At 37.7% G+C, this 15570-nt stretch carries 8 protein-coding genes; 4 read left to right on the top strand and 4 right to left on the bottom strand.

Annotated features, from left to right (window positions below; all coding sequences use genetic code 11):
- Nucleotides 1-112 precede the first annotated feature (112 nt).
- A complete protein-coding gene (locus A9996_RS02795; RefSeq protein ID WP_066430646.1) occupies nucleotides 113-1153 on the bottom strand; it encodes a LacI family DNA-binding transcriptional regulator in 1041 nt (346 codons plus the stop codon).
- A 286-nt stretch (nucleotides 1154-1439) separates the two neighbouring features.
- On the opposite strand from A9996_RS02795, the gene A9996_RS02790 reads away from it, so the two are divergent.
- From A9996_RS02790 to A9996_RS02775, 4 genes are all read left to right on the top strand, one after another.
- Complete coding sequence (locus A9996_RS02790; protein ID WP_066430644.1) at nucleotides 1440-4511, top strand: SusC/RagA family TonB-linked outer membrane protein; 3072 nt, start codon at nucleotides 1440-1442, stop codon at nucleotides 4509-4511.
- Between the two features lie 12 nt (nucleotides 4512-4523).
- Nucleotides 4524-6071, top strand: a complete 1548-nt coding sequence (locus A9996_RS02785) for a RagB/SusD family nutrient uptake outer membrane protein (protein WP_066430642.1) — start codon at nucleotides 4524-4526, stop codon at nucleotides 6069-6071.
- Nucleotides 6072-6116: 45 nt separating this feature from the next.
- The gene (locus A9996_RS02780) at nucleotides 6117-7223 is read left to right on the top strand and encodes a SusE domain-containing protein (protein WP_169817235.1); all 1107 of its coding nucleotides are present in this window, start codon (nucleotides 6117-6119) and stop codon (nucleotides 7221-7223) included.
- Between the two features lie 103 nt (nucleotides 7224-7326).
- Complete coding sequence (locus A9996_RS02775; protein WP_066430637.1) at nucleotides 7327-10236, top strand: alpha-amylase family glycosyl hydrolase; 2910 nt, start codon at nucleotides 7327-7329, stop codon at nucleotides 10234-10236.
- Between the two features lie 178 nt (nucleotides 10237-10414).
- On the opposite strand, the gene A9996_RS02770 is transcribed toward A9996_RS02775, so the two are convergent.
- The 3 genes from A9996_RS02770 to acnA form a co-directional block, all read right to left on the bottom strand.
- Nucleotides 10415-11470: a peptidoglycan bridge formation glycyltransferase FemA/FemB family protein gene (locus A9996_RS02770; RefSeq protein ID WP_066430635.1), complete on the bottom strand. Its 1056-nt coding sequence runs from the start codon at nucleotides 11468-11470 to the stop codon at nucleotides 10415-10417.
- A 783-nt stretch (nucleotides 11471-12253) separates the two neighbouring features.
- Nucleotides 12254-12598 carry a cupin domain-containing protein gene (locus A9996_RS02765; protein ID WP_066430630.1) on the bottom strand — a complete coding sequence of 115 codons (345 nt, stop codon included), beginning with the start codon at nucleotides 12596-12598 and terminating at the stop codon, nucleotides 12254-12256.
- A 72-nt stretch (nucleotides 12599-12670) separates the two neighbouring features.
- Entirely contained in the window at nucleotides 12671-15451 is a 2781-nt protein-coding gene (acnA, locus tag A9996_RS02760; protein WP_066430629.1) for an aconitate hydratase AcnA, read from the bottom strand.
- Nucleotides 15452-15570 lie beyond the last annotated feature (119 nt).

Below are 15570 nucleotides of genomic sequence, written 5' to 3'. Positions count from 1 at the left end.
AATACTATTGACAAGCGATAAAACTTATCAAAACTTATTTTTAAGAAGTGAAAATAAGGTTTTGATTATGGGGTAAAGATAGCAAAGTTTTTAAATTGGCACTGTCTTTTTTTTATTTCGTGGAGTTTCTTTCAACAAGTTCTGTTTCAATAATGATGGTTTGGTAGTGTTCTTCTTCATCGTCACGCTCAAGATTATCTATCAATAATCCTGCGGCTTTTTCGCCCATCTCTTGCCCATGCTGATTTACCGTTGTTAAACTTGGGGTAGCGTGTTTGGACAATACCCCATCCGTAAATCCAATAAACTGAATGTCCTCAGGAATTTTCATTCCCAAATTACGAGCCACCTTCATCGCTATAATAGCATACAATTCATTTACTGCAAAAACGCCATCAATGGCATTATTTTTCTTAAACAACGCTTCAATTTCTAGCTCCAGTGATGCCAGATGATCTTCTGAAACCAGCGCATCATCTACTTTCAAAATAAGATCTGCTTTAGGGCTCATCTTATAGTCATCTAATGCCTCCAAATAGCCCTGCGTTCTCAATTTACCTACACTGACATAATCTTTGGTGGTAATAATTGCTACATTTTTACAGCCATTAGCCAGGAGTTTGTTAACAGCATTTTTTGATCCCTTTAAATCATCAATAATAACCTTGTCACAATTGATTTCATTTACGACACGATCAAACATGACAATGGGCATACCTTGACTAATGGTTTCCTTAAAATGATGGTAATCCTGCTGCTGCAAGGTTTCTTTGGAAATGGACAAAATAAAGCCATCAATACTGCCGTTGGCCAGCATTTGCATGTTGATTACCTCTTTGTCAAAAGACTCATTGGACAGCCCTACTATAACATTGTAACCTCTTTTATTGGCCACTAATTCAATACCCCTAATCACCTTTGAAAAGAAATGGTGTACAATTTCAGGAATGATTACGCCTATTGTTTTGGTTTTTCTGTTTTTAAGACTGAGTGCGATGTTGTTTGGTCGATAATTATAGAGTTTGGCAAATGCCTGTACTTTTTCTCTAGTATCTTCACTGATCTCAATACTATTCCGCAAAGCCTTAGAAACTGTTGATATAGAAACATCTAGCTCTCTGGCTATCTGTTTTAAGGTAATTTTCCTTTTCATAACGTCTTTTTTGAATCAAACTTGGTATTAATGGCAAGCAATTTAACAATAACTCTCAACAAGTAGCCTACTAAAAATTAAAGGTGTGGTATTGTTATAAATTCTTATTTTTTTTAGATATATTTAAGTTAATGTCCCTAATCACACAAAAGTTGTCAACACGAAAACGTTTTCGCTGTGAATCTGATAATGTCTAGTTCTAAATTGACACAAAATTTACATAGATTTAACCCAAGAAGTGAAAATATAAGGAAAGTATTAACACAATTAACTTTAAAAATAGTCTATGAAAACATTTTTACATAGCTTACTGTTATCGGTATTTTTGATACCTTCAGTGATGTGGTCACAAACCACGGTTACTGGAACTGTAGCAGATCAAGCTAACGTACCCTTACCAGGTGTAAATATTTTAATTAAAGGAACCACGACAGGTGCCACCACAGATTTTGATGGCAACTTCAGCATAACCGCCTCAAATGGTGATGTTATCGTATTCTCTTATGTCGGCTTCAAACCACAGGAAATTACGTATACAGGACAACAATCCTTAAATGTGACCCTTACAGAAGACGCAGCCCAATTGGACGAAATTGTTTTGATTGGTTATGGCAGTGTCAAGAAAGAAGATTTAACAGGATCTGTTGATGTTGTCTCTTCCAAGGACTTTAATAAAGGCGCCATACTTTCAACAGACCAATTACTTACAGGTAAGGCAGCTGGTGTTAGGATTACTACTGATGGTGGTTCTCCTGATTCTGCACCAAATATTAGAATTAGAGGTGGTGCTTCCTTAAATGCAAATAACAATCCTCTCATCGTCATTGATGGTGTTCCAATAGGAAATGATAACCCTGCAGGGGTTTCAAATCCACTTTCATTGGTTAACCCAAATGACATTGAAAGTTTCTCAATTTTGAAAGATGCCTCTGCAGCTGCCATTTATGGTACCAGAGCGTCTAACGGTGTAATAATTATAACCACTAAGAGAGGAACATCAGGGGCAACAAAATTTAATTTTTCAACTAATCTTTCTGTAAGTAAAGCCGGTGATGGCTTAGATGTCATGACAAGCAGTGAGTATGTAAAATTCATTCAAGAATATCATCCAGATTTTGTGGGTTCGCTTGGGGTAGATCCAACTGAAGTTTCCTCCAATGCTCTAGTTGCTCAAACACTCAACGGGCGTGATATTTATGATTCAGATTGGCGAGATGCCGTTTACAGAACAGCATTTACCTCAAATACCAATTTTAGTGCGAGTGCCAATTTATTTGATAAAATACCTTTTAGAGGTTCTATTGGCTATTCCAACGCAGAAGGTGTCATAAAAACTGACGATTACGAGCGTGTCAGCGCCGCATTAAAGTTGAACCCAAAGTTTTTTGACGATAATCTTAAATTGGATGTCAACGCAAAACTTACTTATGCTGACAAGAATGCTATTGATGGAAATGGGGCTTTAGCTGGGGCACTTGTATTTGACCCAACCAAACCAATATACGATACATCAGCAGATAACAGGTTTGGAGGTTATTATATGAACACTAATGCAGATGGCAATCGATTGATATTGGATGGACAGTTTAACCCGTTGGCATTACTGCAACAGAGAGAAAGACCGCAAGAAGCCCTTCGTTTCTTAGGAAATATTGAATTTGATTACACGATGCCCTTTTTACCTGAGCTAAAAGCGGTAGTAAATTTAGGATTAGATGCTTCAAAATCTACTATTGAAGAACGCTATTTTGACAATGCCGTGGCAAGCTATAGATTTGACAGTGCAAATACTGACATCAACAATAATTTTGTATTTAATCCTGGCGTCAATTACAGTGAAAGACAAGACATCACCAACACCACACTTGATGCGTATGGTCAATATACCAAAAGCTTTGAAGAGGGTATTCTGAATAAATTTGATATCCAGGCCGGTTATTCCTATCAAAATTTCAAAAATGATGGTAACCAAGACCGTTTTGATTATGATACAGAAACAGGCCTTAGGTTTGAAGTTGTCAATCCTGAAAACATAAACAACAGGTATTACAACGTGCTCAACCTCCAATCGTATTTTGGACGAACAAACATTGATATTGACAATAAATATTTGCTAACGCTATCCATAAGAGCAGACGGATCGTCATTGTTCACAGAAGAAAATCGTTGGGGCTATTTCCCTGCAGCAGCATTGGCTTGGAAAGTAAAAGAAGAATCTTTTTTGAAAAACGTTGAATTTATTGATGAATTAAAAATACGTTTAGGATATGGACAAACAGGTCAGCAAGACATTACGGGAGTTGTAGGTTTCTATCCGTCTATCCCACTATTTCAAGCTGGTGATAGCAATAGTCAATACTTACCTAATTCTTCATTATATTCTGCCTTACCTTTTAATCCTAATTTAACTTGGGAAAAAACAACAACCTATAACCTTGGTCTGGATTTTAATGTATTTTCAAATCTCCTTTCTGGTTCATTTGATATCTACAAGAGAGAAACAACAGATCTTTTGGCACAAGTTCCAGTGCCACCAGGACAAGCCTTCTCTGACCGATTTATCGATAATGTTGGAGCTACTGAGAGCGAAGGCTTTGAGTTGAACTTAAACCTCAATCCTATACAGACGGAGAATTTCAGTTTCAATATCAATGGAAATGTTGCTTACAATACAGTAGAGATTACCGATTTAGGAGGCAGAAACAACATTGGTATTGGAGGTTCTTTAAGAGGTACGGGAGCGCTATTACTTTACCACGCCCTGGGAGAGCAACCAGAAAGTGCCTTTGTATTTAAACAAGTTTATGATACTGATGGAAACCCAATTCCAAATGCTTTTGTAGATTTAAATGGAGACAATCAAATTACAAATGACGACCGCTATTTTGAACAAATAGTACCAAATTGGACCTATGGTTTTGGCTTAAATTTCAATTACAAGAATTGGGACTTGAGCTCAAGCTTTAGAGGACAACTAGGAGGCAATGTCTATAATTTTAACTTGCTTAACTACGGATTCATTGAAAGTGCACTACCAGCTAACAACACGAGTATTTCTAATGTACTCAATTTTTATGATGGTGCTGCCAACCCTGTTTTTGACAATGTGAGAGGAAACGTACAATTTTCTGACTACTATTTGAAGGATGCGACTTTTTTAAGATGTGACAATATCGCTATAGGTTACAACTTTAAGAACATTATTAAAGATGCGTCCCTAAGATTGTCTGGGGCTGTTTCAAATCCGTTCTTAATTACGGATTATGAAGGACAGGATCCAGAAAACTTTGGTGGTATCGATGGTAATTTTTATCCAAGACCAACAGTTTATACTTTTGGTATTAATTTAGATTTTTAAAAAATAAAAACTATGAAAAAAATAATGATTGCAACTATAGGGCTCATGATGTTAAGTCTTGGTTCCTGCACAGACGATCTAAACACTGAACCTTTGACCCAATTATCATTGGACGAATTATTGGCTCAAGACCCCAATGCCATTGAAGGCATTGTTTCAAGGCTTTATGCCTCCTTTGCACTTTCAGGGCCAAACGGACCAGGAAGTTCTGATATTAGCGATAATGCAGGTGAATCTCCTTTTTTAAGAGGAATTGTCAACCTACAAGATTTTACTGCTGATGGTATGAAAAATCGTTGGGGAGATGATGGTTTGGACCAATTGACAACAACTTCTGATTGGGATGGAAACAATAAATTTTTCAGATATTTATATAACAGAATTTATTATACCATCCCACAATGTAACAACTTAATCCAAGTACTCCAAGGCGTTGATGTTGAAGACGAGGAAATCGTACTTTCAGAAACAAGATTCATCCGTGCTCTAGCCTATTACTATTTAATAGATGCCTTTGGAAAAGGTGTGCTAGCAACTGAAGCCAATTTGGGACAATCCACTCCTCTGCCTGAGGCAACAAGGCAAGAATTATTTAATTTTGTTGAATCAGAATTATTGGCCATTATACCAATTTTACCTGAATCAAATTCCTATGGAAGAGCAAACACCTATGTAGCATCTATGTTACTGGCTAAACTTTACATGAATGCCGAAGTATATACTGGCACACCTAGATATGCTGATGCTGTTACATATGTTAAAAAGGTGATCAGTGGCCCTTATTCTCTAGACCCAAATTTTGTGAAGGTTTTTTCTGCAGATAATAACACCTCCCCAGAAATTATATTTCCGCTAATCGCGGATGCGGTTAAGAGCCAGAGTTTTGGCAATACCACTTATATAGTCAATGGAAATTTGAGCCCAGATACCATTACAATTTCTGATTTTGGAGCCGCTGAGGGTTGGCAAGGTCACCGAGCAACCAAAGCATGGTATGGCCTATTTGCTGCCAATGAAGCAGAATTAGAAAACTCAAATGACATTAGAGCGAGTCTTTTTTGGACGGAAGGACATAGTTATGAGATGACAAATTACAGAACTTGGACCGATGGCTATCCTTCTGTAAAATTTAGGAATACTAAATTTCAAGAAATGTCAACGCCAACCGCTTTCTCTAGTACAGATTTTCCACTTTTCAGACTTGCTGATGCTTACCTCATGTATGCTGAATTGGCCGTAAGAGGAGTGTCAGGAGCTGATATGAATACCGCACTTTCCTATGTTAATGATGTTAGACTACGCTCTAATGCTAGTGCAATCACGTTATCAAATCTTAATGAACAATTCATTTTAGACGAACGTGCAAGAGAATTAAATCTTGAAGGCCATAGAAGAACAGATTTGATAAGATTTGGAAAATTTACTGGAGGCGCCTACAATTGGCCATGGAAAGGTGGAGTTGCCAGTGGCACTTCTATTCCTGCAACCTATAAATTGTTCCCTATTCCAGATCAAGCCTTACAAGCAAACCCTAATTTAAAACAAAACCCAGGATATTAAATAAAAATAATGATGATGAAAAAATTAAAACTTTTTATAGTAATCATGATAGTTGGACTATCATTTAACGCCTGCCAACAAGATGATGATTTAGAATTTGTGGCTGTTGCAACAAATGATCTTGTATTTAATACTACATTTTTGGAGAATTACCTTTTAAATCCTACTGTGGGAAATAATTTGGCTGAACGTTTTACTTGGTCAAATGCCAATTTTTCAGTTCCAACAAATGTCACTTATAGCTTGCAAGCTGCTACAGAATCTGATTTCAGTGACTATATACCAGGTGAGCCCTTGTATAATTTAGGCTCTACATCTGGTAATGAAATTGCTGTGACCATTAATAAAATGATAGCTTTGGCTGAAGCCGCAGGTTTAGATAATGATCCAAATACCGATGATATTCCAAACGTAGGCCAAGTCTTTTTTAGGTTGATGGCGGTTGTAGGCGACAACGGCTTAGCTTCGTACTCTCCTGTTCAAGCCTTAAATATTGAATTACAGGAAGGTGAAGCTGAAGTACAATTACCTAAACTATATATTGTTGGAAACTTCCTAGAAGCTAGCGGTTACGGCGAGAATTGGAAAGCACCTAATGCAGTGCCAATTGCCTCTTCCGGTGAAGGGAACAATGAATACGAAGGTTATGTTTTCATGAATGTAGAAAGCCCAGAATTCAAGGTTTTACCAACAAATGAGTCTTTTGAAGGCGATTATGGAGATGATGGTACTTTTTCTGGAACCTTGATCCAAGAAGGGGAAAGCAACATTTTACTTACTGGTGCTGGATATTATTTTATTAAGGTCAACTTAACAACCCTCACATACACCGCAGAAATCACAAATTGGGCAATTACAGGAAGCGCAACCCCTGCTGGATGGCCAGACAATGGTGTAGAAGATCAAGATATGACCTATAACCCTACTACAGGAAAATGGGAAATTACCATCGCCCTTACAGCCGGTGCTGATGATGCCTTTAAATTTAGAGCTAATAATGCATGGGCTCTCAATTATGGTGATGCAGGGGCAGATGGCACATTAGATTTTAATGATGGCACTAACTTAACCGTTGATGCCGCAGGTACTTATTTGATTGAGGTAGATTTTAGCAATCCTAGAATGTACACCTATACTGCTGCACTTCAATAATTATAAATATTCATAAAAAAGCTGGTTCATCAACCAGCTTTTTTAATTGTAGAATATTTTACATTCTATTTTAGATGGATTTCGAAATTTATCAAATTATAAAATGAAAAAAAACTTCACACTTCTTAGTCTCGTGTTTTTGAGTTTGTTTTTTTCAATAACACTCAATGCTCAGGTTTCCATTACACCTAATCCTTTCCAAATAAATGAATCGATTACTATTACTGTAGATATCAATAGTACCGCATCTAATTGCAACAGTATGTCCAACCCCAACAAGGTCTATATGCATTCAGGTATTGGCGATGACACCAACCCCTTTGGATTTAAGGTTGTCGGGAATTATGAACAGGATGATGGCATAGGGCAAATGACCAATAATGGTAACGGCATCTACAGTATTACTATAGTTCCTGAAAACTATTATGGCTTAACTACAACGCAAGCTTCCAATGCCACAAAAATTGGCATGGTAATTAGAAATGAGAATGGCAGACAAGAACTTAAAGGGAATAACTGCAGCGATTTTATTTTTGATGTTGGATTATTCCAAGCTAACTTAACCAATCCTTCGGATGCAATTACTATCCTAAATTCTGGACAAAATCTTAGTATATCAGCTAGTAACACCAACGGTAATGCTACTTACACTCTAAAAGCAAATGGCATAGCTATAGATTCAAGTTCTGGAAGCTCAACTTACAGCTACACTGACGCTAATATAACGACCAATAAAAACTACGTCTTAGAAATTACCCAATTAGGAACCTCCATTTCAAAATTATTTTCTGTAATTATAAACCCCGGGACCACAATTCAAAATTTTCCTACAGCTGGTTTAGAAGATGGCATTAACTATAATGATAACGATCCAACAAAGGCTATTTTAGTTCTAAATGCACCCCTAAAAGATTTCGTATATGTAGCAGGTAGTTTTAATAACTGGCAACCAGATGATGCGTATGCCATGAAAAAAGATAGTTCCGGCAAATTTTGGTTGGAGCTTAATGGATTAACTCCTAATCAAGTAGAGACTTATCAATTTTGGGTAACAGATCAAACACCCGTTGCAAATTCACCAAAGCTAGTCAAAACTGCAGATCCTTATTCTACTTTAGTGTTGTCACCATTTGATGATCCATACATTCCTGCAAGTTCTTATCCTAATTTACCCGCTTATCCTGCAGGGCAAGAGCGTGAAGTTAGCGTTTTGGAAACAGGAAAGACACCTTATAACTGGCAAGTTACTGATTTCAGTAAGCCGAAGAAGGAAGATTTGATCATCTACGAAGTCTTGATCAGGGATTTTGATACTGACAGAAATATCCAAGATTTGATCGATAAAATAGATTATTTCAAAAATCTGAACATCAATGCCATTCAGTTGATGCCTATCATGGAATTTGAAGGCAATGAAAGTTGGGGCTACAATACCTCTTTTCACATGGCACTTGATAAATTTTATGGCACCGAGGAAAAGTTTAAGGAATTTATAGATTTGTGTCACCAAAATGGCATTGCCGTAATCCTTGATGTGGCATTAAATCATGCCTTCGGAAGAAATCCTTTGGTGCGTATGTGGATGAACGATCCTGATGTGGACGGTTGGGGAGAACCCAGCAACGAAAATCCATTTCTAAACCAAGAAGCCAGACATAGTTACAGCGTAGGTTATGACTTTGATCATTCTAGTGCTCTCACAAAATATTATACGAAACGTGTTTTGGAACATTGGATTAAGGAATTTAAAATTGATGGTTTCCGTTGGGACTTGACCAAAGGGTTTACACAATTATGTAACTCAAATGATGACCCCTGCACCAATGGGACACCATCCGATCGTTTCGGAATCTTGACGGAATACGCTGATTACTCCTGGAGTTTAGATCCTACTCATTACGTGATTTTCGAGCATTTGGGAAGTAACTCCGAAGAAAAGCCATGGGCAGATTACCGATTTACAGGTGAGGTCGATGGTATTGCAAAAGGAATCATGCTTTGGGGCAAAATGACAGATCCTTATACTGAACTCTCGAAAGGTTTCGCAGCACAGGGAAATCTTGCTGGCGTTGGTCATAAAAGTCGTAATTTCAATGCTAAACGTCTGGTAGGCTACGCCGAAAGTCATGACGAGGAACGTGTGATGTATCGCACACAAACCGAAGGGAACACCGCACTCCAAAACGCACGTTTATTGCCTTCTGCTTTGATCAGGGCTTCGTCGGTCGCTGCCACCTTAATTACGGTTCCTGGACCAAAAATGATTTGGCACTTTGGAGCATTGGGGATGAATAATTCCATCTTCACATGTAAAAATGGTAAGGTCAACCTTCCGGGTGATGTGGATGGACAAGGCGATTGCAAATTAGACACAAAACCACAACCCCAATGGACAGAAAACTGGACCAACGTTGCCAACAGATCTCAAGTCTATAAGGATTATGCCCGTTTAAATGCCCTAAAAGTTAATGAACCCGTATTTGAGGGAGATTATACCATCAGCCCCAACGGTAGTAACATTAGACAGCGTATTTATGTGTTCAATGATGCACTACCGAATACCGCTTTAAAGAATGTGGTTGTATTGGCCAATTTTTCGGTGGGGGACTTAACTATTGTTCCAGATTTTCCTTACACAGGTAGTTGGTTTGACCTTATGGACGAGACGGGAAACACAGTGATTACTGTTACAAATACAGCTGCGCCAATAACCATTCCTGCAGGACAGTTTAGGATTTTTGGAAACCAAGCTGCCACCTTAAGCTCAACTTCCTTTAATGCGGAAAACAGTTTCACAATTTATCCAAACCCTGTAAACGATACGTTCAGAATAAACAAGGACTTCAATGTGCTTGACATTTATGACATCACAGGCAAACTTATCAGATCATTTAAGGGTGCATTTACAACCTCAGATAATTTTGACGTTTCTGATTTGGACCAAAGTATGTATGTTGTTAAAATAGCGCACAGCAACGGTCAGGTGTCAACCTCAAAATTGATCAAGATGTAATTTGATTTTAGGTTAAAAAAAGAAAAGCTTCTCTTAAAAAGGGAAGCTTTTTCATATATGTAAAACCGTCATGAGTCCATTTCAAAACCCATTTTCAAAAACCAGGCCGTATAAGATTAACTATTTTTTACTTTTGACAACTGTTTATAAGAATTCTCAAAGAGCATCCATAACCACACTACTCAAATTTTTGATGTTCATTTTCCAAACGATAAGCTGGAAAAAAATCATCGTTTGAAACCTCAGTTTCTGAACGTGTTCCTAAATGTTTTTCTACAAGAGTTCTGTACACCTTTTCATTAACAACGTACTTCCATATTTTAAATTCTTTAAAGTGTTTTGAAAAACTCGTCTTAAATGTAAAAAGTGAATCCTCTTTGCTACCTCTGCCGCCACCTAGATTTAAAAATTCAAATTGCTGTTGTGTGGATTGGATACGCATTTCATCTATAATGAGCTTAATTGGGTTGAGGTCAAAGTAATCATCATCAAGACCTGATAAATGGTATTGCACCATCTTTCCTTTTTCTATAAATAAAGCACCTCCGATAACCGTTTCTGTTTCAATATGGAGACACAACATCAACCTTGATTTAAATTCTTTGCTTGACATCAGCCGATCAAAGTAATTTTTATCAAAGTAATAGCTGTCATCAGCATCTACACGCCTCATATTATCATGATACAAATGAATAAATGATTCCAGATGATTTGGCAACTTACTTTCTATGACCTTACAAGTCTTACGAGATTTGTTTAAATATGTTTTCATTCTTCGGTTAAACATATTTCTCTGATTTTCTAAACTATCTTTCAAATCAATGTACACCACCTTGCCTAGCGTGGTAATAGTTCCCAATCCTCCAAGTAGCGCTTCTTGATATTCTAAATAAGGATGCAGTCTTGAAAAAACCGATACGATTTTATGATCATTGAAAAACACATTGAGTTCTTTATAAAAATCGTCTCTATTAAAATGTTGATCTAAATTTAAAGTCAATATTCCGGCATACCCATATACTGAGGTAGCATCCTTATAGTCAGAGTTTTTAATACTTCTTATAAGTAACGGTAATGCTAAAGAGGTAAGTCCTTCTGTATATTTTATAAGTATCGGCAACTCATCCTCCTTTTTAGAAAGATCGTGATAATCATAAGTATGATGAAAATCTAGATTTTCAATCAGCGATAATTGTTCAATCCACTGATTCTTATCTTTAATAACCTCAATCATCTGTTCAATTTAGTTAGTTTATTTATTTTAAAGTCAGTTCAGGGCAAAAAAATCATATTCCTCTTAAGCAAACATGGCAGTTAAAATTAACGTTTATAGTTCTATTCAATTGAATTTTTTTGAAAAATTTTAAATTTAGATTTTAGAAATTTAAATCAATCCCGCAAAGCAGTTCTATTTACTTTATAGTTAACAAAATAGGAGGTTAATGATGTGCTAAACCATGTGTTATATAAATCAGTTCCGAGTATTTTAGGGATCCAATTAGACATCCCGTTAAGCGACATCAACATAGCAAATACTAAAGGCTAAAACAGGATACGCATCAGTTTATGAAGGCGCATTATAAACGATTTGACCTTTCTTAACCTTTAAGTTAGACAGTTGCTCTTCAATGCTTCCATCATAAGTGGTAGACCGCACATGTAAAATGGTTGGTCATAGGCTAGTTGGGAGTTTTTCAAGAAATTTTTCATGATGTCTCCCTTCCCCATGCCCTCAACAGTTTCTTGTGATAAAATAGTCATGTGATTTCAAATATCTCAAAATTGCAATAAAGGAGTCACACCTGCACCACCAGCTATAAATGTGTCTTCTTCAGCATAGGCAAAGGTTTTAATTCCAGCCCCTCGGGTTATTCGGTTCTAATATGCAACACAACGTGTGTGGCGTGACTGATTGATTTTGCTTATACGACCTGGTCTTTCATACATGTATTTTTCCTGAAATTTGTCTAACGTTTTAAGGTGTAATATCTGCTTAACGTAGGATATTTAAAGAATGCTACGCCTTATTGGCAACATCTTCCACGCGTTGCGATGAATCTGCCTTATTCAGGCTTAATCTTACAATACTGTCCTTTACGGCAGTCAAATCATGTGGCACATCCCCATCCAAAGCCACTAAATCACCTTTGGCCAACGCAAGTATTTTGTCATCGACACCAAAGTCAATTTGACCTTCAAAGATTTCAACTACGATAGGGAACGGTGTTTGGTGTTTTTTCATAACCTGTCCCGTTTTAAAAGCAATCCTAATTTCTTTTCCGGTTTCGGTTTCCATTAAGACTTTTATGGTCGGTTTGCTTTCATGATATTCTATATTTTGTGTGAGCGATGCTGTTTTCATATACTTCAATTATAATTCTTTATTTGTTAGTGTTATCCCTTATTCGAAATTCATTACTATTTGGCTAAACTCCTACTCCTTCTCCAAAAACTGACGGAGTACATACTGAAGGATCCCCCCGTTTCGGTAATATTCAATTTCTATTAAAGAATCCAATCTGGCAATGGCCTTAAATTTTATCGTTTCACCTTTTTCATTTTTTGCGATGATATCCACCAACTTTGATGGCGATAATCCTTCGGAAATTCCGGTGATTGTAAATGTCTCTGTTCCTGTCAATCCTAATTTTTCAGCCGATTCGCCTGCTTCATATTGCAATGGTAAAACGCCGAGACCTACTAAATTACTTCTATGGATGCGCTCATAACTCTCTGTCAATATCGCTTTAATTCCCAACAAGAATGTGCCTTTTGCAGCCCAATCTCGAGATGATCCACTTCCATATTCCTTTCCGGCAAGCACTACCAAAGGCGTTGCATCTTCCCGGTACTTAACCGCCGCTTCATAAACGGTCATTTCATTGCCAGATGGTAAATGCGTGGTGTAGCCACCTTCCTTTTCAGAAAGTTTATTGTTGATCCGTACATTTGCGAAGGTACCGCGCACCATGACTTCATCATTACCTCTGCGGCTTCCGTAAGAGTTAAACGCTTCTTTCTTGACGCCTTTTTCAATTAAATACTGTCCAGCGGCAGAATGCTCATTGAAGGAGCCCGCTGGAGAAATATGATCTGTGGTAATACTATCTCCCAACACTAAAAGTGCCCGCGCATTTTCAATATTTTGAAGTTTCGGAGGTACATCTGAAATATCTTTAAAGAATGGAATTTCCTTAATATAAGTGGATTCTATGTCCCATTCATATAATTTGCCCGTTGGGATCTCCAAGTTTCTCCAAATCTCATTCCCATCAAAAATCTCTGAATAGTTCTTATCAAAATCCTTAGGCGTGAGGACTTCCTTGAGTACCGCATTAATTTCATCATCGGTTGGCCAAATATCTTTTAGATACACAGGCAATTGATTTTTATCATGACTGATGGGATCGTTGATCAAGTCAATATCTACACGCCCTGCAATTGCAAAAGCAACCACTAACATGGGTGACATGAGGTAATTCATCTTTACCTGCGGATGGACGCGCGCCTCAAAATTTCGATTTCCCGAAAGCACTGAGCACACCACCAATTGATTTGCATCTACAGCTTTGGCAATAGCGGGCGGTAACGGTCCTGAATTACCAATACAGGAGGTACATCCGTAGCCCACCAAATGGAATTGTAAGGCTTCCAAATCTTTTAACAAATCGGCTCGTATCAAATAATCCGTAACCACCTTAGAACCTGGTGCCAATGATGTCTTTACCCAAGGTTTGACGTCAATTCCATGTTCCCTTGCTTTTTTTGCCACCAAACCAGCCCCAATCATCACAAACGGATTGGAAGTATTGGTACAAGAGGTAATAGCAGCGATAACTACGGAACCGTCTGACAATGAAAATTTTTGCTCTCCTTTATCAATCCATACCGTTTTAAGTCCGTTCTGTTCTTCAGTCTCAATTTTAGTTTCTTCTGGCATTTCCTTAGGTGCCGCCACCGGTTGATTTCCTCCTTCATTTTTCCATCGGATCACAGATTCCCGCTCTTCATGTTCTATATATTCACGTTCAAAAGAGGAGCTCAACAAATCAATAAATTTCGGTTTAAAATCCTTCAAAAGTATTTTATCCTGAGGACGTTTTGGACCTGCAACCGTAGGCTCAATTGTTGAGACATCCAACTCCACAACTTCAGTATAGTTGATGCGGTCTTCATCTTTTCGCCATAGCATATTAGCCTTACAATAGGTCTCAACCAATTTGATCTGTTTTTCTGAGCGATTGCTTTCTCGCATATACTTCAAGGTTTTGTCATCAATTGGGAAATAGGTAATTGTACATCCAAATTCTGGAGACATATTACCAATTGTCGCTCTATCTGGCACTGACAAATAATCTAGTCCTGGGCCAAAAACCTCAACAAATTTACCTACGACACCTTGCTTTCTTAAGATGTTTGCAATAGTCAATACCAAATCGGTCGCCGTAGAACCCAAGGGCAATTTCCCTGTCAATTTCAGACCGATGACTTCTGGCATGATAAAATAGAGCGGTTGGCCTAAAATGGCAGCTTCGGCTTCAATACCACCAACACCCCAAGCCACAACGCCAATGCCATTGACCATTGGTGTATGGCTATCTGTACCCACCAAAGTGTCTGGAAACAATTCCCCGTTACGCTCAATCACACCTTTAGAGAAATATTCCAAATTAATTTGATGGCATATCCCCATTCCGGGTGGAACCACGCTAAAATTATCAAAGGATTGCTGCGCCCATTTTAAAAACTGATAGCGTTCTTTATTGCGTTTATATTCTTCTTCCATGTTCCGCTGATAGGAATACTCCGTACCAAAATAATCGACCTGTACAGAATGGTCAACCACCAAATCTACGGGTACTAGCGGATTGATCGTATTGGGATCTTTGCCCTTACGTGCCACCTCCGCCCTCAGGGCAGCAATATCTACAACCGCTGGAACTCCTGTAAAATCCTGCATCAATACACGGGCAGGTTTAAAAGGAATATCTTTATCTGACCCCTTTGGTTTCCAGTTGAGAAGCGTTTCGATATTCTCTTTAGTTACCGAAAAATCGTCAAAGTTACGCAATACGTTTTCCAAAAGAATACGAATGGAAAATGGTAGTTTGTCAATGTCATGACCTTGACTGGCGAGTTCTTCAAGACTGTAATAGTCATAGCTTATGCCGTCAATATCCAATTGCTTTTTAGTTTTAAATATATCTTTTTCCATAGAATTAGGATTTAAATATTAGTGAACAGTGGTGGTTCTATGAGTAGTTTTAAAACATTCAATTACCTTCAAAACGAGAAGGCGTAACGAACATTTAATAAGCATACGATTTAAGTAGT

This window comes from Gelidibacter algens, from assembly GCF_001678675.1.
GTDB classification, from domain to species: domain Bacteria; phylum Bacteroidota; class Bacteroidia; order Flavobacteriales; family Flavobacteriaceae; genus Gelidibacter; species Gelidibacter algens.
The sequence above is the reverse complement of the archived record's forward strand: the minus strand, read 5'-3'. Positions and strand labels throughout refer to the sequence as shown.

Excerpts from the sequence above, each read along its gene's own strand:
- A9996_RS02795 (WP_066430646.1), bottom strand. The coding sequence starts at position 1,153 with ATGAAAAGGAAAATTACCTTAAAACAGATAGCCAGAGAGCTAGATGTT.
- A9996_RS02790 (WP_066430644.1), top strand. The coding sequence starts at position 1,440 with ATGAAAACATTTTTACATAGCTTACTGTTATCGGTATTTTTGATACCT.
- A9996_RS02785 (WP_066430642.1), top strand. The coding sequence starts at position 4,524 with ATGAAAAAAATAATGATTGCAACTATAGGGCTCATGATGTTAAGTCTT.
- A9996_RS02780 (WP_169817235.1), top strand. The coding sequence starts at position 6,117 with ATGATAGTTGGACTATCATTTAACGCCTGCCAACAAGATGATGATTTA.
- A9996_RS02775 (WP_066430637.1), top strand. The coding sequence starts at position 7,327 with ATGAAAAAAAACTTCACACTTCTTAGTCTCGTGTTTTTGAGTTTGTTT.
- A9996_RS02770 (WP_066430635.1), bottom strand. The coding sequence starts at position 11,470 with ATGATTGAGGTTATTAAAGATAAGAATCAGTGGATTGAACAATTATCG.
- A9996_RS02765 (WP_066430630.1), bottom strand. The coding sequence starts at position 12,598 with ATGAAAACAGCATCGCTCACACAAAATATAGAATATCATGAAAGCAAA.
- acnA (WP_066430629.1), bottom strand. The coding sequence starts at position 15,451 with ATGGAAAAAGATATATTTAAAACTAAAAAGCAATTGGATATTGACGGC.